Annotated in this window: 20 protein-coding genes; 1 reads left to right on the top strand and 19 read right to left on the bottom strand. The window is 42.8% G+C overall.

Features of this window, described 5'->3' with window-relative positions:
• Positions 1-85 precede the first annotated feature (85 nt).
• The 7 genes from spoVID to hemA form a co-directional block, all read right to left on the bottom strand.
• Positions 86-1,489, bottom strand: a complete 1,404-nt coding sequence (spoVID, locus tag FNK51_RS19320; RefSeq protein WP_141994353.1) for a stage VI sporulation protein D — start codon at positions 1,487-1,489, stop codon at positions 86-88.
• A 316-nt stretch (positions 1,490-1,805) separates the two neighbouring features.
• On the bottom strand, positions 1,806-3,095 hold the full coding sequence (gene hemL / locus FNK51_RS19325; protein WP_098370061.1) for a glutamate-1-semialdehyde 2,1-aminomutase: 1,290 nt from the start codon (positions 3,093-3,095) through the stop codon (positions 1,806-1,808).
• A 41-nt stretch (positions 3,096-3,136) separates the two neighbouring features.
• On the bottom strand, positions 3,137-4,129 hold the full coding sequence (hemB, locus tag FNK51_RS19330) for a porphobilinogen synthase (RefSeq protein WP_076364930.1): 993 nt from the start codon (positions 4,127-4,129) through the stop codon (positions 3,137-3,139).
• Entirely contained in the window at positions 4,126-4,923 is a 798-nt protein-coding gene (locus tag FNK51_RS19335) for a uroporphyrinogen-III synthase (protein WP_141994354.1), read from the bottom strand. Before FNK51_RS19335 ends, hemB begins: the two co-directional genes overlap by 4 nt.
• A complete protein-coding gene (gene hemC, locus FNK51_RS19340; protein WP_141994355.1) occupies positions 4,923-5,855 on the bottom strand; it encodes a hydroxymethylbilane synthase in 933 nt (310 codons plus the stop codon). The genes FNK51_RS19335 and hemC overlap by 1 nt, the downstream gene beginning before the upstream one ends.
• Before the next feature lie 9 nt (positions 5,856-5,864).
• Entirely contained in the window at positions 5,865-6,695 is an 831-nt protein-coding gene (locus FNK51_RS19345) for a cytochrome C assembly family protein (protein WP_141994356.1), read from the bottom strand.
• A 10-nt stretch (positions 6,696-6,705) separates the two neighbouring features.
• Positions 6,706-8,052 (bottom strand): glutamyl-tRNA reductase, encoded by a 1,347-nt coding sequence (gene hemA / locus FNK51_RS19350; protein WP_141994357.1) that lies wholly within the window; start codon positions 8,050-8,052, stop codon positions 6,706-6,708.
• Between the two features lie 253 nt (positions 8,053-8,305).
• On the opposite strand from hemA, the gene FNK51_RS19355 reads away from it, so the two are divergent.
• The gene (locus tag FNK51_RS19355) at positions 8,306-8,788 is read left to right on the top strand and encodes a LiaI-LiaF-like domain-containing protein (RefSeq protein ID WP_098370057.1); all 483 of its coding nucleotides are present in this window, start codon (positions 8,306-8,308) and stop codon (positions 8,786-8,788) included.
• Between the two features lie 71 nt (positions 8,789-8,859).
• Here FNK51_RS19355 and yihA read toward each other — a convergent pair whose 3' ends face one another.
• The 12 genes from yihA to ilvN all read right to left on the bottom strand — a co-directional run bounded on the left by yihA (position 8,860) and on the right by ilvN (position 24,599).
• On the bottom strand, positions 8,860-9,441 hold the full coding sequence (yihA, locus tag FNK51_RS19360) for a ribosome biogenesis GTP-binding protein YihA/YsxC (RefSeq protein WP_034308918.1): 582 nt from the start codon (positions 9,439-9,441) through the stop codon (positions 8,860-8,862).
• Entirely contained in the window at positions 9,438-11,759 is a 2,322-nt protein-coding gene (gene lon, locus FNK51_RS19365; protein WP_098370056.1) for an endopeptidase La, read from the bottom strand. Before lon ends, yihA begins: the two co-directional genes overlap by 4 nt.
• A gap of 254 nt (positions 11,760-12,013) precedes the next feature.
• Positions 12,014-13,684: an ATP-dependent protease LonB gene (gene lonB / locus FNK51_RS19370; RefSeq protein WP_141994358.1), complete on the bottom strand. Its 1,671-nt coding sequence runs from the start codon at positions 13,682-13,684 to the stop codon at positions 12,014-12,016.
• A 183-nt stretch (positions 13,685-13,867) separates the two neighbouring features.
• Positions 13,868-15,136 (bottom strand): ATP-dependent protease ATP-binding subunit ClpX, encoded by a 1,269-nt coding sequence (clpX, locus tag FNK51_RS19375; RefSeq protein ID WP_034308926.1) that lies wholly within the window; start codon positions 15,134-15,136, stop codon positions 13,868-13,870.
• 431 nt (positions 15,137-15,567) lie between these two features.
• Positions 15,568-16,860 carry a trigger factor gene (gene tig, locus FNK51_RS19380; RefSeq protein ID WP_141994359.1) on the bottom strand — a complete coding sequence of 431 codons (1,293 nt, stop codon included), beginning with the start codon at positions 16,858-16,860 and terminating at the stop codon, positions 15,568-15,570.
• A gap of 183 nt (positions 16,861-17,043) precedes the next feature.
• Positions 17,044-18,078, bottom strand: a complete 1,035-nt coding sequence (locus FNK51_RS19385; protein ID WP_141994360.1) for a tetratricopeptide repeat protein — start codon at positions 18,076-18,078, stop codon at positions 17,044-17,046.
• A 166-nt stretch (positions 18,079-18,244) separates the two neighbouring features.
• Positions 18,245-18,844 carry a 3-isopropylmalate dehydratase small subunit gene (gene leuD / locus FNK51_RS19390; RefSeq protein ID WP_141994361.1) on the bottom strand — a complete coding sequence of 200 codons (600 nt, stop codon included), beginning with the start codon at positions 18,842-18,844 and terminating at the stop codon, positions 18,245-18,247.
• 28 nt (positions 18,845-18,872) lie between these two features.
• The gene (gene leuC / locus FNK51_RS19395; RefSeq protein ID WP_141994362.1) at positions 18,873-20,282 is read right to left on the bottom strand and encodes a 3-isopropylmalate dehydratase large subunit; all 1,410 of its coding nucleotides are present in this window, start codon (positions 20,280-20,282) and stop codon (positions 18,873-18,875) included.
• Between the two features lie 70 nt (positions 20,283-20,352).
• Positions 20,353-21,465 (bottom strand): 3-isopropylmalate dehydrogenase, encoded by a 1,113-nt coding sequence (gene leuB, locus FNK51_RS19400; protein WP_141994363.1) that lies wholly within the window; start codon positions 21,463-21,465, stop codon positions 20,353-20,355.
• 15 nt (positions 21,466-21,480) lie between these two features.
• Complete coding sequence (locus FNK51_RS19405; protein WP_141994364.1) at positions 21,481-23,016, bottom strand: 2-isopropylmalate synthase; 1,536 nt, start codon at positions 23,014-23,016, stop codon at positions 21,481-21,483.
• Entirely contained in the window at positions 23,003-24,031 is a 1,029-nt protein-coding gene (gene ilvC / locus FNK51_RS19410) for a ketol-acid reductoisomerase (protein WP_141994365.1), read from the bottom strand. The genes FNK51_RS19405 and ilvC overlap by 14 nt, the downstream gene beginning before the upstream one ends.
• A 55-nt stretch (positions 24,032-24,086) precedes the next feature.
• Positions 24,087-24,599 (bottom strand): acetolactate synthase small subunit, encoded by a 513-nt coding sequence (ilvN, locus tag FNK51_RS19415; RefSeq protein WP_141994366.1) that lies wholly within the window; start codon positions 24,597-24,599, stop codon positions 24,087-24,089.
• Position 24,600 lies beyond the last annotated feature (1 nt).

Below are 24,600 nucleotides of genomic sequence, written 5' to 3' on the forward strand. Positions count from 1 at the left end.
CACTTTCTCTAAAAAAACTAAACGATCCGATTCCTCTAGCACCTAAAAAACAGGAGCAGACCATATGCTCTGCTCTCTGTCCTGGTCAATTCTTATATGCAACCGCCTTCGGTATATAGATGACTTGCCCTTCATGGACGTTCTGATTCGACTCCAATTCATTGCTGAAAAGTATCGATTGAACCGTAACATCATATCGTTGAGCCAAGTCATCAAGCGTTTCCCCTTGCTGAACAATGCAAACCTTCATCCTTACCAGTTCTTCTTCTTGTTTCCGTCCGAATAAATCCATGATGGATAGCTGCTTTTCATCATGATCGGCCGTTTCTTTATCATCACGTTCCGCGGCTTGCTTCCTGCCTTTGAAATTCTTAACCTCCTTAGCCGGAGGCGCTGGTCTTTCCCTCTTTTTGAATAGATCGCTTATGGACGAATTGGATTCCTCTTCCTGCTCCACCTTCACATTCTCATTAAGGATAGGACCCGCTGCAACGTCATCTTCTCCCTGCCTGATGACATCCTCGGTTTCTAAATTTGCAACCGGGCTATTTTGATGCTTGGTTGCATGACTTGGCTCTTCCACTACTTCTTCTCTCAATGTCACCTTAGGAATCTCCATCTTCTCCATGGAATCCTGCCTGCTTGGTACTTCCTCCAGTTCCGCCTCTCCCATTGAAGGTACCTTTTCCGCGGAGTCAGGCGGATCGCCAATTACTTCTTCTTCTACAGCTTCTTCCTCTCTATGCACTTCCGTTTCCCACTCCTCCTCTTCAGGATATGGTGAAACGGGCATTTCAAAAACTGGGACATTATGCTGATCGCTTAAATAAATCGGTTCCTCTTCTTCTTCTTCGTTTGCTTCAGAAACTCGTTTTGATTCTGCAGAAAAAGGCGCGTATAACTCTTCTTCTTCCTCATCACGGAAAACAGGCTGAAAATCCGGGATTGGCGGCACTGCAGCTGCATAAGGAATATATGACTCATTTTCCCCATCCGTTTCTTCCTGTTCCTCTATTTCTCCAACTTCCTGATTGGTATCGAAACGTTCTTCCACATATGAATCATTATAGATTCCGGTTATCAAAAGGTCCGCCTGCAATTTCAAACAGTTATGCTCTGGCATGGCATAATCAAAGCTTTGAATCGAGACATCGACCTCATCCAATGAGGCAATCCGATTATTCGGAATCGTTATATCAACCGGAAAACGGTGTGTGAACTCATTAAGTCCATCGAGATGCCTCTCGACCTTTTGAACCGCTTTTGGCAAAAAGGTCTGCGAAAACTCCTCTTCTTCACCATTTTGCGAGCCTTTGTATTCACCGCTTAAATCTAACGAGCCTCGTATATAAACATATTGATCACTTTCTTGAATCGCCACATTTGGATCAAGGGAAATGGAATATAGCTCAGCCACTTCCTGTCCCTTCTGGAACCAAACGGATTCCTCTAAAGAAAATCGTAAATACGATTCATTTTCTTGCGACAAGACAACTCCTCCTTTCAGCTTCAGGAAACGGTACCTATACCAATATCAATCTATGAAGGGAGGAAGCTGATTATTCCTTAATTTCATTTGCAATACTCCTTATATTTCCTAAGCCTTTTAAAAAGAAGGAGTTTCAATTTTCAGGCTAAAATTACACTGGATTGTATCAACCGGCCTCCTACTTTTGATTCGTTTCTTCCATTTACCGATTGAATTCAAAAAAAACTGGCTACCATTCTCCAAAAGCCTTTGGAAAAATGGTAGCCAGTTCAAATTTATTATTATCGAATATAGCGGTAGTTCATGAAGCCTTGCATCATTTTTTTAACTTTGCAAAAGCCTTTTCTGCCGCTGCAATGGTCTTTTCGATATCTTCATCACTATGTGCAGTGGAAAGGAATAAACCTTCAAACTGTGACGGCGGCAAGTAGATGCCTTGATTCGCCATTTCCCTATAGTAAGAAGCAAAGAACTCTAAGTCGGATGTTTTAGCTGTATCATAGTTTATGACTTCTTCATTAGTAAAGAAAAGTCCAATCATGGAACCGGCACGGTTGAATGTATGGGGAACTCCGTACTTTTCCGCTGCTTCGCCAATTCCTTTTTCGAGCATATCCCCTTTTCGGGTGAACTCATCATAGGATTCTGGAGTCAATTGGCTCAGCGTTTCAAGGCCAGCCGTCATCGCAAGAGGGTTACCAGATAATGTCCCCGCTTGATAAATTGTCCCACTCGGGGCAATTTGTTCCATGAATTCGCGCTTGCCTCCGAATGCTCCGACAGGCAAACCGCCGCCAATTACTTTCCCAAGGCAAGTCAGGTCAGGTACGATGCCAAAATAGCCTTGTGCACAATTATAGCCGACACGGAACCCTGTCATAACTTCGTCAAAGATCAATAGAGCCCCGTATTGGGTCGTCACTTCACGTAAGCCTTCGAGGAAACCAGGTTGTGGCGGAACCACGCCCATGTTCCCTGCAACAGGCTCTACGATGATGCAAGCGATGTCTTCGCCAAATTGTTCAAACGCATATTTGGTTGCAGCAAGATCATTATATGCTACGGTAATCGTATTTTTTGCAATGCCTTCCGGTACTCCAGGGCTATCCGGTAAACCTAATGTTGCAACGCCTGAACCCGCTTTGATTAGCAATGAATCGCCATGGCCATGATAGGAACCTTCGAATTTCAGGATTTTATCACGGCCTGTAATGCCTCGTGCCAGCCTTAGTGCACTCATCGTCGCTTCGGTTCCTGAAGATACCATCCGGATCATTTCAATCGAAGGCACCCGTTCAATGACCAACTTGGCCAGTTCATTCTCTATAAGCGTAGAAGTTCCAAAGCTTGTACCTGATTCCGCTACCTTTTTCAATGATTCCACGACACGGTCATTCGTGTGACCCAGGATAAGCGGTCCCCATGATAGAACATAGTCGATATATTCATTTCCATCGATATCATACATTTTTGAGCCTTTTCCACGCTCCATGAAAATGGGATCCATGTCCACAGATTTGAAGGCACGTACCGGGCTGTTCACGCCGCCTGGCATCAAATTTTTTGCTTCGGCAAACGCTTTTTTCGATTTTTCATATGACCGCATGATTCAATCCCCTTTTTCCATTACAGGTTATATTTTTTATATCATTGATTATCTTCGTTTATCCAGCGTGCTACCTCTTTTGAAAAATACGTAATGATCAAGTCGGAACCTGCGCGTTTCAAGCCTGTTAGCATTTCCATCACTATCGCTTTTTCATCAATCCAGCCATTTTGGGCAGCAGCCTTAACCATTGAATATTCACCGCTGACATTATAGGAAACAACCGGAAGATTAAAGTTATTCTTAACGTCCCTGATGATGTCCATGTAGGAAAGGGCTGGTTTCACGATTAGGAAATCCGCACCTTCAGCAACATCGGATTCAGCCTCACGGAACGCTTCAAGGCGATTGGCGGGATCCATTTGGTAAGTTTTCCTGTCGCCAAATTGTGGCGCACCATTCGCAGCATCACGGAATGGGCCGTAAAAGGCCGAAGCATATTTCACCGCATAGGACATGATCGGAATATCTTCATAACCCGCTTCATCCAGACCTGTACGGATGGCCGCAACGAAACCGTCCATCATATTGGAAGGCGCAATGATATCGGCGCCGGCCTCTGCCTGGCTGATTGCCGTTTTGGCAAGAAGGTCAAGAGAAGCGTCATTGAGGATTTTTTCCCCTTCAACGACCCCGCAATGGCCATGGCTTGTATACTCACAAAGGCAGGTATCCGCAATGACAATTACTTCAGGATATTGTTTTTTAATAAAGCGGGTTGCCTCTTGCACAAGTCCGTTGTGATGAAATGCCCCTGTGCCCTGTTCGTCCTTATCATGATCAAAAGGGACACCGAATAAAATGACTGATTTAATTCCCAAACTCACGACTTCATCCATTTCGGCCCCCAGATTATCCATGGAAAGCTGATAGATGCCTGGCATAGAGTTGATTTCATTTTTCACATTTTCCCCGTCGATGACGAAGATCGGATAGATCAAATCCTCTTTATGCAATTGTGTTTCACGGACTAATGCCCTCATGCCAGCACTTGCACGCAAGCGGCGGTGGCGATTGAATGGAATGTTTTTCATTTTAAAGTTCCTCCCTTTTTACTTCTTTTCAAGATGAAGCGTATTAACTCCGCAACCATGGCATCCGTCGTATAAACATCTGGACAGACATCTACGGGTAGCCCATGTTTTTCAGCCGTTTTAGCGGCAATCGGCCCGATACAGGCGATGATGATCCGGTCTATGTATGTATCCAATTCATGGCGTTTCATGATCTGTAAAAAATGATTGACCGTCGATGAACTCGTAAAGGTTATGATGTCGATTTCATGGTTCTTTATAAGACGCACCAGTTTTTTTTCACTGCTTCGGGGAAGCACTGTATGATAAATAATCACTTCATCACAAGATGCACCAGCTTCATTGATCGCCTCCGCAATGACTGCCCTTGCGAGATTTCCTTTTGCCAGCAGCACGCGTGCCCCCGGATCAAGCCGGGTATTGAACTCCGCCACGAATCCTTCGGCAACAAACTGAGCTGGAACAAAATCCGCCTTATATCCATGTCGTTTCAGGGCCGCTTCTGTTTTGGAGCCGATTACGGCTATTTTCGGAAGCTTTAAAGGCTGGTTTCCAAGTAGCTTAAAGAAGAAATCCACCCCATTTTGACTGGTCAGAATGATCCAGTCATATGTAAGCAACTCTTCTAACCGCTGTTGTACATCTTCCATATGATCAGGAAGAGTGAACTCAAGCAATGGCACAAGAAGCGGCGTTCCGCCATTTTTTTCGATCGACTCTTTTAAACCATCTGCCTGTCCTTTCCCTCTGGTGATTAATACCTGATAATCCTTAAGAGGTTGAACGGGATTCATTACTGATCAAGCTCTTCTTTTACGCGATCGATCAATTCTTTACCGCCCATTTCACTAATCTGTTTGGCAGCAGCATGCCCAACCGCCTCGGGATCAGCACCATCAACCATTTCTTTATAAATCACCTTTCCATCCGGGGCAGCGACTAAAGCCGTCAACGAAATGGATCCATTATCTTTTGCCACCGCAAATCCGGCAATCGGAACCTGGCATCCGCCTTCCATTTTATCCAAAAAGGCACGTTCCGCTTCAACCGTTCTTTTCGTTTTTTCACAGGTCAATTTCGCAAGTTCCGCCAACAGATCTTTGTCGTCTTCGCGGCATTCAATGGAAAGTGCTCCTTGTCCAACCGCCGGAATACAAATATCCTCATCTAAAAATTCCGTTACGATGTCCTGCTCCCATCCCATTCTTGATAGTCCGGCCGCTGCTAAAATGATAGCATCATAATCTTCCGTTTTCAGCTTATTCAGACGGGTATCGATATTACCGCGAATCCATTTAATTTCAAGGTCCGGCCTTCTAGCCAAAATTTGCGCGCCGCGGCGCAAGCTGCTTGTACCTATGATGGAGCCGGGCTTCAGTTCGGAAAGGGTTTCATGGTTCTTTGATATCAAGGCATCCCGATGGTCCTCTCTCGGTGGTATACAGCCAATCGTCAAGCCTGGAGGCAGCACTGCAGGCATATCTTTCATACTATGTACGGCCATATCAATTTCTTTATCAAGCATCGCTTGTTCGATTTCTTTAACGAATAAGCCCTTTCCGCCAACCTTGGAAAGTGTTACATCAAGGATTTGGTCACCCTTTGTGACAATTTCCTTCACTTCGAACTCGTATGGAACCCCAAGCTCTTTAAGTTGATCGATAACCCAGTTCGTTTGGGTGATCGCTAATTTACTACGTCTAGAACCGACAATTATTTTTCTCATAGTTTCCTCCTATGTATTCCAAAAGTGGAATGTTGAAAGGCTTCCGAAAAGGAAAAAGTTAATTAACACAATCATGAAAGATCCAATATTCAGAAAGGCTAGTGTCCTTCCATACACTTGTTTCCGAATTTTCAAGTATAAAAACACACTGTAAGCGATAAGCAAAATGAATGAGCCGATGATTTTCATGTCCAGCCAGGATACTCCAGGCACTTTTATATAAGCCCATTGAATCCCCAGGATAAGGGAGACCACTAATAATGGAACACCTATTACCGCGAGGACATAAGACATATGCTCGAGCTTTGTTAAATCGCCGAGTCGAAGCAGGCGTTTCCCCCATTTCTTCCTTTTCAGTAAATCATATTGAATTAAGTATAAAAGTGAAAAAACGAAAGAAAGCGTGAATGCCCCATATGATAGGATGGCAAAAGTGATATGTATGAGCAATAGCTCTGAAACCAGGCGCTGTGCAAGCACTTGAGATTCTATCTGAACAGGTGCAAAGGTATGGATGGCCATGACCATGAAACCTAATACATTCGTAAAAAAGACCGTAAAATCGACTCTTAGCAATCGGTTAATGATTAAAGATAGCGATATGAGGACCCATGCATAAAAATATAAGCCTTCAAAAATCGTCAATACCGGGAACCTTCCCGTTTTCAACACATACAGAAACAAAAAAATTGTTTGCAGTACCCAAACAATAGAAAGCAACCAGAAGGCGACCCTATTCGCCTTCTGGTTATTATTAAGAAAATCGATAAAATATAAAAGCATACTGATGGCATACAACAAAACAGTGGCTTCATGCAATCTTGTCATTAGTAATTCCATATCTACCTCATTACTGGACAGGAACTGGATTCAATAGGGATGACTTGGAGCTGTTCCGTTCTTTTTCATCCGCAACCAGCTGGTCTTCAATCAATTCCTCTAAATGGAAGATTTTTATGAAATTATTCAATTGCTCTTTTGCATTCGGCTCATCTGCCAGCTCTTTTGCATAAAGTATAGGATCTTTCAGCATTTGGTTAATGATGCTTTTCGTATGCTTGTTCAGAACTTTTTTGTCACGTTCGCTTAAATGCGGAAGCTTTCTTTCGATGCTTTCCATCGTTTCCTTCTGTATCGATAGGGATTTTTCCCGTAAAGAAGAAATGACGGGAACCACACCAAGCAAATTAATCCATTGGTTGAAGTCCACAATTTCTGATTCGATCATCAATTCTATTTTCTCGGCAGCTTTTTTACGTTCTTCGATATTGGCTTGCACGATCCCTTCAAGATCGTCAATGTCATACAAGAAGACATTTTCCAGCTCGGCCAATTTCGGATCGAGGTCACGCGGCACTGCGATATCGACCATGAAAATAGGACGGCCTTTACGAAGCTTATTGACGAATGACATCATTTCCTGTGTTACAAGAAGATCTTTTGATCCAGTTGAAGTAATCAGGATATCAGCTTCCACTAAAGCGCATTGCAGCTCTTGAAGCTGTTTCGCCGTACCATTGAATCTCTCGGCCAGGTCGACTGCTTTCTGGAAGGTACGGTTAATGACCGTAATGCTGTCTGCGCCATTGCTATGAAGATTTTGAATGGCCAGCTCACCCATCTTACCGGCCCCAAGAATCAAAACATTCTTGCCGTTCAGGCCTCCAAAGATTTTTTTTGCAAGCTCGACTGCTGCATAGCTGACGGAAACGGCATTGGTATTGATTTCGGTTTCCGAATGAGCTTTTTTAGCTAATGTAAGGGCTTGCTTGAAGAGATGGTTAAAAACGGTACCGATCGTATCTTCCTTCTGACCTAACAGATAGCTTGAACGTACTTGTCCCAAAATCTGAGTTTCTCCCAGTATCATGGAACTCAGGCCGCAGATAACTGAAAATAAATGCTCGACAGCCCCATCACCTTCATAAATGAACAGATATTTAGAAAATTCTTCTTTATCGATATTAAACCATTCCGAAAGAAATTCCTTTATATAATACCTGCTTGTATGAAGCTGGTCACCGACCGCATATATTTCCGTCCTGTTGCATGTAGAAATAATAATGTTTTCCAAGATGCTTTTTTTATTTTTAAGAGCTTTCATTGCCTCGGCAAGTTCGGCTTCGTTAAACGATAGTTTTTCCCGAATTTCTACAGGGGCAGTTTTGTAATTTATACCAACCGCTAAAATATGCATCCTTTTGTTTTGCACCCCCAAAATTTTTCATGTAAATTTATTATACCATGTACTAAAATGGTTTCACGCATATAATATGAACAGTTTATGAAAACGTATGCTACCATGGAAAAGACAGCCAAAACGCCTGAATTGTTACAAAAGGTGTCTAAGCGGATTTGTAAGTTACAAACATATTTCGACATTGTGTACAAAAGTAACATATCAAAAATGGCAAAAAACTTCAAGTAATCGAATTGCATAGGAGGATAAAATGAAAACGCAGCGTATTTTCCCAGGAATCGTTTTAATCGGTTTCGGGCTCTATTTTTTTCTTGAACATTCCCAAATCGAAATCTTTCCAGGCTTTTTCAGCTGGCCCACTTTATTATGTATAGTTGGTGCCGCCTTCCTGATTCAGGCATATAGCGGTAATGAATATGAGTCCATCCTGCCGGGCGTCATCTTACTCGGGTTCGGGGCTCACTTCCACATTGTCGAGAACCTGGATATTTGGCCGGATAATATAGGTATCTTTATTTTAATCATCTCTCTGGGATTTATTCTCCGGGCACGTAAAACAAATTCTGGAATGTTTCACGGCATGGTAATATTCATCATCTCGATCACTTTATTATTCTATGATAAAATCAAAACGTCTTTCGGGTTTGTGGATACAACTACTGCGAACATCGAAAGGTTTTGGCCATTTGCCTTGATGGCAATCGGCATTTATTTTTTGGTTCGAAAAAAGTGAAAATTTGATTGGCAATTTTTTTGAATTCCATAATGAAAAAGGGTATTCCAGATGCGGAATACCCTTTTCTTTTACATATATTTCTTAAGGACGCCCCATGCTTGTTCCTTACCTTCGCCAGTTTCACCAGAGAATAGAAGCAATTCATCTTCTTTTTCCATATTTAACGTTTGGCGCGTGATTTTCAAGTGCTTCTGCCATTTGCCTTTTGGAATTTTATCCGCTTTGGTGGCAATAACGATCCGGGGCAGGTCATAATGCTTCAGGAATTCATACATTGCGATATCATCCTTTGTCGGGGGATGACGCAAATCGACGATCAGAAGCGCAGCGCGGAGCTGGTCACGGGAAGTGAAGTACGTTTCGATCATCTTTCCCCAAGCATCACGCTCCGTCTTAGATACTTTTGCATAACCATAACCCGGTACATCCACAAAGTGGAGTGCTTCATTTATGATATAAAAATTCAAGGTCTGCGTCTTACCCGGTTTAGAGGATGTGCGCGCCAAGTTTTTTCGATTGATCATTTTGTTGATGAAACTGGATTTCCCAACGTTGGAACGGCCTGCCAAGGCAAATTCTGGTATTGGGGTATTTGGATATTGTTCAGGCTTCACAGCACTGATGACAATATCTGAACTCGTCACTTTCATTCGTTCACACCTACCAATGCATGCTCAAGGACTTCATCGACGTGTGAAACTGGAACAAATGTTAATGCTTTACGGACACTTTCCGGGATATCATCAATATCCTTTTCGTTATTTTGCGGGATGATGATTTTCGTAAGTCCTGCGCGATGGGCCGCTAAAGATTTTTCTTTAAGCCCGCCGATCGGAAGAACCCGTCCGCGTAATGTAATTTCGCCTGTCATGCCTACCTCTTTTCTGATCGGCCTATTTGTAAGGGCCGATATTAACGCTGTTGCAATCGTGATGCCTGCAGAAGGGCCATCTTTTGGGACCGCACCTTCAGGGACATGAATATGGATATCATATTTTTCATGGAAGTTCGCATCAATCTGAAGTTTCTCGGTTTTTGAACGGACATAACTGAAAGCAGCCTGGGCTGACTCTTTCATTACATCGCCAAGCTTTCCTGTCAGGATCAGCTTGCCTTTACCTGGTGATAAGGAAACCTCGATTTGGAGCGTATCGCCACCTACCGACGTGTACGCTAACCCATTGGCTACACCGACTTGGTTCTCGACTTCCGCCTGTCCATAATGGAACATGGTTTTCCCTAAAAACTCCTCGACATTCTTTTCAGAAATGACGACCCGCTTTTTATCTCCGGAAACGATGATTTTTGCAGTCTTCCGACAGATGCTTGCAAGCTGTCGCTCCAGACTCCGAACACCGGCTTCCCGAGTATAGTAACGGATGATTTTTGTTAGAGCTTCCTCACGGATTTGCAGTTGTGTCTTCAATAAACCATGGTTTTCCAGCTGTCTAGGCAGCAAGTGATCCTTGGCTATATGAAGTTTCTCTATCTCAGTATAACCTGCAATCGAAATGATTTCCATACGATCACGAAGCGGACCTGGAATCGATCCCAAATTATTCGCCGTCGCGACGAACATGACTTTGGAAAGATCGTAGGTTTCTTCAATATAATGATCACTGAAATTATGATTTTGCTCCGGATCAAGCACCTCCAGCATCGCTGCAGATGGATCTCCCCTAAAGTCATTGGACATCTTATCCACTTCGTCCAGTAAAAAGACAGGATTGATCGTTCCTGCTTTTTTCATGCCTTGAATGATCCGTCCCGGCATCGCCCCTACATATGTGCGGCGATGTCCGCGGATTTCTGATTCATCGCGCACTCCACCTAAAGATATACGGACGAAATTCCTATTCAGGGATGAAGCGATCGATTTAGCCAGGCTCGTTTTCCCGACCCCTGGCGGTCCCACCAAACAAAGGATCGGTCCCTTCAATGAATTAGTCAATTGCTGGACGGCCAAATACTCAAGCACCCGCTCCTTCACCTTTTCCAAACCATGGTGGTCCCGGTTCAGGATTTTTTCGGCTTTATGAATATTCAAGTCATCTTTGGTCGCCTTGGTCCACGGAAGCGAAATCAGCCATTCGATATAATTGCGGATGACAGAACTCTCGGCTGAGCTCGAAGGAACTTTTTCATAACGGTCCAATTCCTTTAATGCCGTTTCTTTGATGTGCTCAGGCATATCCGCTTCTTCAATCTTTTCGTTGAGGACCTCAATTTCCCCTGTTTTTCCTTCTTTATCGCCCAATTCCTTTTGGATCGCTTTCATTTGTTCTCGTAAATAATATTCCTTTTGAGTCCGTTCCATCGAACGCTTAACACGCTGGCCGATCTTTTTCTCGAGAAAAAGAACTTCCTTCTCGTTATTGATGATCTCGATGACACGGCTTAAACGCTCTTTCATATCAATGGTCTCAAGCACTTCTTGCTTCTCCTTCAATTTCAAAGGCAAGTGTGAAGCTATTATATCCGCTAATCGCCCAGGCTCTTCAATATCCGAAGTGGACGAAAACGTTTCACCGGTTATTTTTTTGGACATTTTTATGTATTGTTCAAAATAATCCAATAGTGTGCGCATTAATGCTTGATGTTCAGCATCCTTTTCATCACTGTCTTCATATATTTTAATCTTGGCACCATAATGTGTCTCATAATCGTAAAATTCAATGACTTCTGCGCGGTTCAACCCTTCCACCAACACCCGGATTGTACCATTCGGAAGCTTCAACATCTGTTTTACCTTTGTTAAAGTTCCCATTGTAAATAAATCTTCTTCACCTGGTTCGTCCAACGAAACATCTTGTTGTGTCGTCAAAAATATAAGATGGTCTTCCACCATTGCTTTCTCAAGGGCTTGCACTGATTTATCTCGGCCTACATCTAAATGAAGTACCATCGTTGGATATACAAGCAGTCCTCTAAGCGGCAGGAGGGGGACGATGATTTCTTTATCAGTCATTTCCTGACACCTCCATCTAATTAGTATCGTCGTTGTAAACTATTTACCCATGTTCTCAACCTTTTAACAATTCTATCCTATTTATATAGAAGTGTCTATTCGTTTACCTTAACACGTTTCGACTGCTATTATTATCTCCAATATTAGATAAAAAAGCACGTTTGAATGCGTGTTTATTTTTACGTCAAGTTTGTCGGGAACGCCAATATGGCCCTTAAAATGCCCCGGTTCTATTTTTAGCCGGGGCATTTCCTTTATACACTTTCTTTTTTTGATAGGTCCAAGGTTGTAAGGATTTGTTCCGACATCAATTCTTTTTTCAGTGCCTGATCCAGCACTTCTTTTACATTCGAAACGGGAATGATTTCTATATCCTTGATTTCAGCTAGAAGCGGCTGCATGTTTTCGGCTGGAATGATTACTTTCTTTGCCCCGGCAAGTTTAGCCGCCTTGATTTTCGGAATGACACCGCCGATCGGTTTAACGCCGCCATGAATGCTTATTTCTCCAGTCATCGCCACGGTGTGATCAACAGGGATTTTATATATGGCCGAGTATATGCCTGTGGCCATTGCAATTCCTGCAGAAGGGCCATCTACTGGACTTCCGCCCGGAAAGTTCACATGGATATCGAATTGATTGGCAGGCACTCCCATCGACCGTAAAACTGTAATGACATTTTCTATCGAACCTTTTGCCATGCTCTTGCGGCGAATCGATTTGCCACTCCCGCCGCCGATACTTTCTTCTTCAACGATACCGGTAATGTTTATCGAACCTTTTTCATCAGAGGCAGCCATGACCGTAACCTCGATTTCCAGCAACGCCCCGCTATTGGGACCATAGACTGCAAGACCGTTGACAAGGCCTATTTTAGAATTCGATTCTATTTTCCTGTCCATTCTTTGGGTCAGCTGGCTGCTATGGGCCATCCAATCTATATCTTCTTCTCTGATAAATGTCCTGTTTTCATTAATTGATATTCCTGCAAGAGTCTGAATCATGTTGACGGCTTCCCTGCCATTTCGGGCATAATCCGAAATCGACTGCAAGCCCTTTTCACTGATGGTGATCCCCACTTTATCAGAGGCATTCTTAGCCACGGTGATTATTTCTTCCCGGTCAAGTTCACGGAAAAACACCTCTATGCATCTTGAACGTATCGCAGGCGCGATTTCATTTGGCGTTCTTGTTGTGGCTCCAATCAGCCGAAAGTCAGCCGGTAGTCCATTTTTAAAAATATCATGGATGTGAGTGGGAATATTTTGATTTTCCTCTTGATAATAAGCACTTTCCAGAAAGACCTTACGATCCTCCAATACCTTTAACAGTTTATTCATCTGTATTGGATGAAGCTCCCCTATTTCATCTATGAACAGTACGCCACCATGAGCATTGCTGACTGCCCCCTGCTTTGGCTGCGGAATGCCAGCCTGTCCCATTGCTCCAGCTCCTTGGTAGATTGGATCGTGCACAGAACCAATGAGCGGATCGGCAATTCCTCGTTCATCAAACCTGGCTGTGGTGGCGTCCAATTCGACGAAAACGGCCGAATTCTTAAAGGGGGACTTTCCATTTTTCTTCGCCTCTTCCAAAACAAGTCTGGCAGCTGCCGTTTTCCCTACCCCTGGAGGACCGTAAATTATCACATGCTGGGGATTCGGCCCACATAAAGCGGCTTTTAAAGATTTAATCCCATCTTCTTGACCGATGATTTCATTAAATGTGCTGGGTCTTACCTTTTCTGCCAATGGCTCTGTTAACGAAATCGACCTCATCTTCCGTAATTGGTCCATCTCTTTACGTGAATCACGGTCAATGGAAACTTTTTGTGTCCGCTGGCCTTTCAATAAGTTCAAAAAATACAATCCAATAATGATCCCAAAAAACAGCTGGATAAACAACGCCAATCCTGTCCAATTCATCGTATTCCCTCCTGCACTCTCCTAGTTTGTCATTTCTGTTAGTATCTCCTTTGGAAGGGCGAAATTATCCAAGAAATTCGCGTTGAAAATTTTGGCGTTTTTATCCCAAATAACAATAATTTGGAAAAAGACAAAGAAAAAAGACTGCCAGGATGAACTGGCAGTCTTGCTTTTTCATATAAATCAAGCAGATGTTTTCTTTTCTTGTCCTTTGATGGTTGTACCGTCCTTTAGGACGAGCTTTGGAGATTCGTTTTTCGAAATCGTGCTGCCTGTGATCACACATTTTGCAACATCATCACGTGAAGGCAGATCGAACATCACTTCAAGAATGATGCCTTCGATGATGGAGCGCAGACCACGTGCACCAGTTTTACGTTCAATTGCCTTTTTAGCAATTTCACTTAGCGCTTCCTGTTCGAATTCCAATTCAACATCGTCAAGCTCAAGCAATTTTTGATATTGTTTAACAAGGGCATTTTTCGGCTGTGTAAGGATTTCAATCAAAGCAGCTTCATCCAATTGCTCAAGAGTCGCAATTACCGGAAGACGTCCGATGAATTCCGGAATTAATCCGAAACGAAGCAAGTCTTCAGGAAGGACTTTGGAAAGCAATTCTTTTTCTGCAATATCATCCTTTTTCACGTCAGAGCCAAAGCCAATGACTTTTTGACCAAGACGGCGTTTGATGATCGGTTCGATGCCATCAAAGGCACCGCCGCAGATGAACAAAATATTGGTCGTATCGATTTGGATGAATTCCTGATGTGGATGTTTACGTCCACCTTGAGGCGGAACGCTTGCAACTGTTCCTTCAAGTATTTTCAATAAAGCTTGTTGCACACCTTCACCAGACACGTCACGTGTAATGGAAGGATTTTCCGATTTACGGGCAACTTTATCGATTTCATCAATATAAATGATGCCTTTTTCCGCTTTTTCCACATCATAATCAGCTGCTTGGATCAATTTTAGCAGGATGTTTTCGACATCTTCCCCAACATATCCAGCCTCCGTCAATGAAGTGGCATCAGCAATGGCAAAAGGAACATTCAGTAATCGCGCCAATGTTTGCGCAAGAAGGGTTTTCCCGCTTCCCGTCGGTCCGATTAGGGCGATGTTACTTTTGGAAAGCTCCACATCGTCGACTTTGCTATTGGAATTGATACGTTTATAATGATTGTAAACAGCGACAGCCAAAGATTTCTTTGCCTGTTCTTGTCCAATCACATATTCGTCAAGAATTTCACGGATTTCCATAGGTTTAGGAACATCTCTGAATTCTACTTCTTCATCAGTGCCCAGCTCTTCTTCGACGATCTCCGTACAAAGTTCGATACACTCGTCACAAATATAGACACCTGGACCAGCAACCAGTTTACGGACTTGTTCTTGTGTTTTACCGCAAAAAGAACATTTTAACTGTCCTTTTTCATCATTAAATTTAAACATGTACGTTCACCCCTTTAAATACTCTTCCAACTCTATTACATAGCGGTACCCAATCGTAATGAAAAAAAACTAGGCACACATCTACTTAAACATTCCAAAATCCTAAGTATGTTTTGCATTTTATCATGTTCTTGGAAGTTTAGTAACAAAAATGCTCACGGTCCGAGTTGTTAAATAAGTACAATAATCAATCAATATGTATTTGCCCTTTACCAGTATGCCCAAAACTTTGGATTTTTAAAAGCAGGATTTGCTGTATAAATATGTATATGCGGTATTAGAACTAATCTACACCGAAATCCAAAAAAAATCAATCAGGAAATAACCGATATTTGAAATTTACACTAATTCTCAATATGTATAAAACAAGGCACGATTACTCGCGCCTTGTTTTTTAAAGGAAATATTTTAATCTACTTATTTAATAAAAATTATTTTGCGTCAACTGTTTTGCTGTTTTCTACCAAGAAGTCAATCGCTTTCTTAATTTTAAGATCGCCTTTGATTCCTTCTAAGTTTCCAAGAGCTTGTTTGATCGCGTCAACTTCCATATTGTACATAGTAGACATTTGTGCAAGTTCAGCTTCTACATCTTCGTCAGTAGCTTCAAGTTTTTCAACTTCAGCGATCGCTTCAAGAGTTAGGCTCGTACGAACTTGACCTTCAGCTTCTTCTTTCATTTGCGCTTTTAAAGCTTCTTCGTCTTGACCTGAGAATTGGTAGTAAAGTTCCAAATTAAGACCTTGAGATTGAATGCGTTGAGAGAACTCATTCATCATGCGGTCAACTTCGTTTGAAATCATTGCTTCAGGAACGTCTATTTCTGAACCTTCAACAGCTTTACCAATTACAGTGTTTTGAATGAAGTTTTCTTCTTCATGTTTTTTGTCATGCTCTAATTTATGTTTTGTTTTTTCTTTAAGTTCAGCCAAAGTTTCCACTTCGTCGTCGACATCTTTCGCGAACTCATCATCCAACTCAGGAAGTTGTTTTGTTTTGATTTCGTGAATTTTCACTTTGAATACTGCTGGTTTACCTGCAAGTTCAGCTGCATGGTATTCTTCAGGGAATGTAACTTCGATATCTTTTTCAGCGCCAGTTTCAAGACCTACAACTTGCTCTTCAAATCCTGGAATGAAAGAGTTTGAACCGATTTCCAATGAATGGTTTTCTGAAGCTCCGCCTTCGAATGCTTCACCATCAACGAATCCTTCAAAGTCAAGAACAACTGTATCGCCTTCAGCAACTTGTCCTTCTTCTTTAACGACAAGCTCAGCTTGACGCTCTTGCAAAGTTTTCAATTCGTTTTCAACATCTTCGTCAGTTACTTCAGTATTGAATTTTTCAACTTCAACACCTTTGTAATCTCCCAATTTAACTTCAGGCTTAACTGTTACAGTTGCAGTGAAGATCAGGTTTTCGCCTTTTTCCATTTTCTCGATGTCGATTTCTGGACGATCTACAGGCTGAATTCCAGCTTCTTCGACAGCATTTGCATAAGCATCTGGAAGAATGATATCAAGCGCATCTTGGTAAAGTGATTCTACGCCGAATTTTTTTTCGAACATTTGACGTGGCATTTTACCTTTACGGAAGCCAGGTACATTTACTTGTTTCACTACTTTTTTGAAAGCTGCGTCTAAACCTTCGTTTACTTTTGCAGCGTCAACTTCGATTGTTAGTACGCCTTGATTACCTTCTTGTTTTTCCCATTTTACAGACATGTGTTTCCCTCCAAAAATCTATATACTTCAATAATAAGCATTGGATGAATATGCTTTGCAAGTGTTAACAAGTCATCCTTCAAATATACCCAAAAAATATTGGGGAAATCGTCAAAATTAGACGATTATACATTACAACCACTACATTATACCACAGGATTAATCTGTTACAACAGCAATAGCTTAAATAATGGGATAAGAAATTTCTTCAATTTCTTTTATATAGGATAGAATATCAACAACACTTTCCTCATCAGCATGGTAAAGGTCCGCTAATTCCCTCATGAAAACTTCCCCGGTCATGTATTCTTCCGCCAAGGCATGGTAGGCAGCTGCCCATGCAGGCAAGCTTTCTGGTCCGGGTTCAAAAGGAAACAATAAAAAAGAATGACGTTCAATCAAACTATGGACCATTTCAAATAAGCTCGGATTATCCTGACTGATTTCCTCTTCGGTCAGTCCGGTTACCTTCTTATAGAAGTCTGTCTCCTTCAAACTTTTCAATTCGCTTGGTATGACCGACTTTGATTGATTGAATTTCTTCAACGTCACTTCCTCGTTATATTCCTGGTCGATAAGGATGTTAAGGAGCATCGTTTTAAAGAAAGGGTGTCCCTCATCTTTTTGTAGAAATTCTACGATTTGAGGGATAAATGGTCGAATATTGATATTCGTGAGTTTCGAAATGACCATAAGCATTTCATTATCCGTTGTCCCTTCAAAAAGTTCATCCTCCTGCAATTCCTCTGAAAGCTGCTGATTTTGCCTTTCCTTCTCCTCTTTTTTATCCTCAAGGGCCCTTTTACTGAACTGAAGCATCTTTTCGAAATGTTCCTCTTTATCAAAAGGAATTTGGCTTTCTTCAAATAGCAGTTCGATCGTCGTGACCATTTCCTGATGCTCGCCCAATTGCAGCAGTACCATCAAATAAATATTGATCAGTTGAAAGTAGTCGCCGATGCCTTTATTCAGCATCTCTATACACAACTCTTTTGACTCCTGGTAATACTCAAGTTCGACTAACGAGACCACTAGTCCCATGCAAACTTCATCATTTTCGGGCTCATACTCCCTGGCTTGGCTGAAAAGCTGTGCAGCCGCTTTAAAGTTTCTGTTTCCAAGCTCATCCAGTCCTTTTACAATCAGCCTTTCACCGAGATTTGGAAAGGCGATAATTTTGGTTTCTCCGACCTTCTTTTCGTTGTTCTCATCATCCATCCTATTTTCCGCCTCACCGTTCGCTTTTTGAGAAACAGTTTAGCATGTAATAGCAGGAAACACAAAAATTTATACGGGCGGATGAACGCCTTTCCTTCTTTCCCCGATAAAAAAAATCCCGCATCCTTTCAAATAAAAAAGGAGAACGGGAAATGACCTTCTTCTATTAAATACTCGAAACAGTCTTTTTTTGTGATTCATAGGCAGAAATCTCTTTATCATATTGAAGCGTTATCGAAATTTCATCCCAGCCTTTGATGAGCATTTCCTTCCAATATGGATGAATTTCAAAGCTTGTTTCAAACCCTTGACCATCTTTCAATGTCTGATTGGGAAGGTCGATCATCAACTCATAATCAGGTGCCGACACTCTCTCCATTAAATAGTTTACTTCAGTCAGGGTTAAAGCGATGGGGACCATGCCATTTTTCATGCAATTACTTTTAAAGATATCAGCATAAGACGGAGCGATGATGATATCGAATCCATAGTCTTTCAATGACCAAGGGGCATGCTCCCGCGAAGAACCGCAGCCAAAATTCTCACCTGCTATTAAAATGGACGTGTTTTGATTATGTGGCTGATTCAATTCAAAATCAGGACGTTTCTTTCCATTTTCATCAAAACGCCAGTTATAGAATAAAAATTCGCCAAATCCGCTTCGCTCAATCCGTTTTAAAAATTGCTTTGGAATGATCTGGTCCGTATCCACGTTTTTACGGTCAAGTGCTGCCGCTCTTCCTTTATATATAGTAATGGGTTCCATTTTCTGCACCTCCGGTTAATTCGTATCCTTAATGGACTTGTTCAGTACTTTTCAAATTCCTAATATCGACAAATTTCCCATGAATGGCTGCCGCGGCAGCCATAGCCGGACTAACCAGGTGTGTTCTTGCTCCAGCTCCTTGCCTGCCTTCAAAGTTCCGATTACTTGTGGAGGCACAATGCTCACCGGCAGGAACCACGTCAGGGTTCATGCTCAGGCACATGCTGCAGCCCGATTCGCGCCATTCGAAGCCCGCAGATTTGAAAATCTCATCCAACCCTTCATCTTCCGCTTGCCTTTTGACGCTTTGTGAACCGGGAACGACCATCGCCCGAACCCCTTTTTGAACAGTTTGGCCTTCGATCATTTCTGCGGCTTGCCGTAAGTCCTCAATGCGTGAATTGGTACACGATCCTATGAATACATGTTGTACGGGAATTTCCGTGATCGGCATGCCTTCCTCAAGACCCATATACTCAATGGCTCGATTCAGTTCCTTAGGATCCATGATATCTTCTGCGAAGGTAGGTACTTTTCCATCCACTCCGCTAGCCATTCCAGGATTTGTCCCCCAGCTGACCATTGGTGAAATCAAACTGCCATCAAGAATGATTTCTTGGTCATATACAGCATCCTCATCACTGGAAAGCGACTTCCAGTCCTGAACACATTGCTCGAACTCTTCTCCTTTCGGTAAATATTTACGACCTTTCAAATAAGAGAACGTTGTTTCATCGGGAGCTACCAGCCCCGCTCTTGCCCCGCCTTCGATCGACATATTGCAAACCGTCATTCTCTCTTCCATTGACATATCCCGGAAAACTTCCCCACAATACTCAATGATATGTCCTGTACCGAAATCGACACCGAATTTAGAAATCACATATAAAATGACATCTTTCGCCATCACGCCATGACCAAGCTTGCCATTAACCTCAAGCTTTAATGTTTTGGGTTTTGTTTGCCATAGGGTTTGTGTGGCCAAAACATGCTCGACCTCACTCGTACCGATTCCAAACGCAATCGAGCCAAACGCACCATGTGTGGAAGTATGACTGTCCCCGCAGACAATCGTCATCCCTGGCTGTGTAAGCCCTAATTCCGGCCCGATAACGTGAACGATACCTTGTTCCGGGCTGTTTAAATCAGCAAGGCGGATACCGAACTCCTTACAGTTTTGCTCAAGTGCCTCTAATTGTTTCCTCGCAATATCATCCTCGATGAAATAGCGATTAACGGTTGGAACATTATGATCCATTGTCGCGAAAGTACGGTCGGGTCTCCTGACTTTGCGTCCTTTTAATCTCAATCCTTCAAATGCTTGCGGAGAGGTTACTTCATGAATATATTGAAGGTCTATATAAATTAAATCCGGTTTATTCTCCTCTTCATTCACAATATGACGATCCCATATTTTCTCTATTATCGACTTTCCCATCTTTATCCCACCTCGATCAATCTTGTATTTTTTTAAAAAACACGGCCTAATGTTAGGCCGTGAAAGAAGTTTATGCGTAAGCTCCCATGATGTTGGAAATCGCTTCCTGGTCTAAAAGATTTGCCTTTATTTCCGCAATCATCTCTGAAGTAGACGTAATATTTGGTTGGCCATTTGCGATATCGCCTGTTCTCAAGCCATATTCAAGGACCGTTTCCACCGCCTGCTCAACGGCTTGCGCCTCATCTTCCAAACCAAAGGATAGACGCAGCATGGAAGCTGCTGATAAAATCGTCCCAATCGGATTAGCCAGGTTTTTGCCCGCAATATCCGGGGCAGAGCCATGAATCGGCTCATATAGATTAGGCCCTTTTGTTGATATAGAGGCGGAAGGAAGCATTCCAAGCGAGCCAGTCAATACCGACGCTTCATCGCTTAAAATATCACCGAACATATTCTCCGTCACGATAATATCAAATTGTTTCGGGTTTTTGATCAATTGCATGGCTGCATTATCAACAAGCATATGTTCAAGAATTACATCCGGATAGTCCTTGGCAATTTCTTCAGCCGTCTCACGCCACATCCTGCTGGATTCAAGAACATTCGCTTTATCCACGGAAGTTACCTTTTTCTTGCGATCCGATGCTAATGCAAAAGCAAGTTCAATGATGCGCTTCATTTCGCTTTTCTGATAGAAAAGTGTATCGACGACCGCCTCTTTCCCTTCTCTTTCAACGCGCTCACTTGGCTTTCCGAAATAAAGGCCGCCAGTTAGTTCCCTGACAATCACGAAATCCACATCTTCAATGAATTCCTTTTTAAGAGGAGAAGATTCCGACAAGCTGGAATAATAGCTGATTGGACGGATGTTAGCATAAAGATCCAAATCTTTTCGGATTTTCAATAAACCTCGTTCCGGTCTTAGGTGCGCAGGCTGGTCATCCCACTTAGGTCCTCCAACGGCCCCTAATAATACCGCATCGCTGTTTTTACAAATCTCCACTGTTTCATCCGGCAGAGGCGAACCTGTGTTATCGATGGCCCCGCCTCCAATCTCACCATATTGAAATTCAAAATCGTGTCCATATCTTTGGGCAACGGCTTCGAGGATTTCTACAGCGCCTCTTGTTACTTCTTTCCCGATGCCATCTCCTTGAAGCACCGCAATATTCCTTTTCATCGAAATCTCCCCTTCCTATAGTAATACTGCTTTTTCTTCCAGTTCCTTCATGATGATCACACGGTTCACAGCATTCAAATACGCTTTGGCAGATGCTTCCAAGACGTCCTGATCAAGACCGCGGCCGCTAGTTTCCACACCGTTATAATTAATTTTCACAAAGACCTGAGCAAGAGCATCCATTCCGCCACCTACCGATTGAATTCGATAGTCCAGTAAGTTGATCTCGCTGCCCAAACATCTTTCTAGCGTGTTATATAGGGCTTCAACACTACCTGCACCTGTAGCCGCTTCTTGAATCTCTTCATTATCGCCTTTTTTCAGTGTAACCGTCGCGGTCGCCGTCTGATGGGTACCGTGGGAAATCTGCAAGGAAACCATGTCATAAAAACTGATATCCGTCGCTTTCTCTTCAAGCACCAGCGCAACGATATCTTCATCTGTCATCGTCTTTTTGTTATCGGCCAATTCCTTGAATTGGACGAATAACGAGTTCAATTCCTCATCCGTTACCGTAAAGTTCAACTCTTGTAATCTTTCTTTGAAAGCATGGCGTCCTGAATGCTTTCCTAGAACAAGTGAATTGGACGAAACACCGACGAGCTCAGGTGAAATGATTTCGTATGTCGTTTTTTCTTTTAACATGCCATCCTGGTGAATGCCAGATTCATGTGCGTATGCATTGGCACCAATAATGGCTTTATTAGCAGGAACTTGCATTCCCGTAAGGCGGCTGACCAAATCACTGGTCCTTTTAATTTCATTCAATACAAGATCTGTTCCCGCTTGATAGAAATCTTTACGGATGTAGAGTGCCATAGCCACTTCTTCGAGCGCCACATTTCCGGCACGTTCTCCAATTCCGTTGATTGTGCCTTCGACTTGCGTAGCCCCGCCTTCGATGGCAGCCAATGAATTGGCTGTCGCCATTCCAAGATCGTCATGGCAGTGTGCGGATAAACTAACTTTATCAATAGAAGGAACATGTTCACGAAGGTACCTGAAAATGTTTCCGTATTCGATTGGAGCTGCATACCCTACAGTATCCGGGATGTTAATGACCTTGGCACCAGCTTGAATGACCGCTTCAACGATTTCAGCCAAATAGTCAAGTTCTGTACGGCTTGCATCTTCTGCAGACCATTGCACGATCGGAAAACGCGCTGCTCCGTACTTAACCATTTCAACCGACTTTTCAATCACTTGCTGCTTCGACATTTTCAACTTATATTCACGATGAATGGGCGAAGTGGCGATGAACGTATGCAATCTTGGTTCTGCGCCGCCCCTTAATGAATCCCAAGCTGCATCAATATCGCCTTTTACAGCACGCGCCAGCCCTGTGACAGAGCTGTTTTTGATTTTGCGCGCGATTTCCTGTACGGAGTTGAAATCCCCTTTGGATGCTGCCGGAAAACCGGCTTCGATTATATCAACACCCAATCTTTCAAGCTGATAAGCAATTTCAAGTTTTTCGGTAAAATTCAAATTTACACCGGCTGATTGCTCCCCATCTCGAAGTGTAGTTTCAAATATATTAATTTTTCGCAACTGCTACCACTTCTTTCTCTTTTTGTTGAGGTTTCACGAATGGCATCATTTTTCTTAATTCACGGCCAACCACTTCGATTTGATGTTGGTTTTCACGATTATTGATCGCATTGAAGACTGGACGATTCGCTTGGTTCTCCAAGATCCATCCTTTAGCGAACTCACCGTCTTGGATGTCTTTCAAGATCGATTTCATTGACTCTTTCGTAGTTTCCGTCACAACGCGTGGTCCAGAAACGAAATCTCCCCATTGAGCTGTGTCAGAAATGGAATAGCGCATGTTTTCCATTCCGCCTTCATACATAAGGTCGATGATTAATTTAAGTTCATGTAAACACTCGAAATATGCTACTTCCGGTTGGTATCCAGCTTCTGTCAAGGTTTCGAATCCAGCTTTCACAAGGGCAGTCAATCCGCCGCAAAGTACTGCCTGCTCTCCAAATAGATCCGTTTCCGTTTCTTCCTGGAAAGTGGTTTCCAAACCGCCAGCTCTTAAAGAACCGATTCCCCGAGCGTACGCAAGTGCCAATTCCTTTGCTTCACCCGTTACATTTTGATAGATGGCGAATAATGCCGGCACCCCTGCACCTTGTTCATATGTACGGCGAACAAGATGTCCCGGACCTTTTGGAGCGACTAATAATACATCTACATCTGCCGGAGGAACGATTTGATTGAAATGGACGTTGAATCCGTGTGCGAACATTAACGCTTGACCTGCACGCAATACCGGTTTGATTTCTTCTTGGTACACTTTCGGCTGAGTTTCATCCGGTAATAGGTTCATGATTACGTCTGCCTGTTCTGCTGCTTCTTTCACTGTGTAAACATTAAAGCCGTCTTCCACCGCTTTATCGAATGATTTACCTTTCCTGATTCCGATGATTACATCTACACCGCTGTCACGTAGGTTTTGTGCGTGTGCGTGTCCTTGTGAACCATATCCGATTACCGCTACCTTTTTATTGTTGAAAAAATTCTCGTTTGCCTCTGCGTTATAATATACTTTTGCCATAATAATTACATCTCCCTTTTCATCATTGTTTTTGTTTTGGTTTTTTGTTTTGTTTTTATACGATTGTCGCACTCTTAGCGTGTGCAATTTGCATTCCACGCGGGATGGCGGCTGTCCCTGTCCTTGCCAATTCCTTGATGCCATATGGCTTGATCAGTTCAATGAAGGCTTCGATTTTATCCGATTCCCCAGTGATTTGAACTGTCAGGCTATCTTTACTGACATCTATAACTGACGCTCGGAAGGGTTCGATGACTGAATAAATCTCGGCTCGGGTTTGTGTGGTCACCAATATTTTAATGAGTGCAAGTTCCCTCGCCACAATCGATTGATTCGTAATATCAAATACTTTCAAAACATCGATTTGCTTATTCAATTGCTTGGTGATCTGTTCAATGACAGCTTCGTCATCAACATCGACCACGAAGGTCATCCTTGAAATGCCATCCTGTTCGGAGGGTCCGACAGTCATGCTTTCAATGTTATAATTTCTTTTCGTGAACAGGTTCGTAATCCGATTCAGGACGCCTGGCCGGTTGTTCACGGTGAGGCTAAGAATTCCCTTCATT

It is taken from the genome of Bacillus sp. B4EP4a (assembly GCF_006680105.1).
In the GTDB taxonomy this organism is placed as follows: domain Bacteria; phylum Bacillota; class Bacilli; order Bacillales; family DSM-1321; genus Peribacillus; species Peribacillus simplex_E.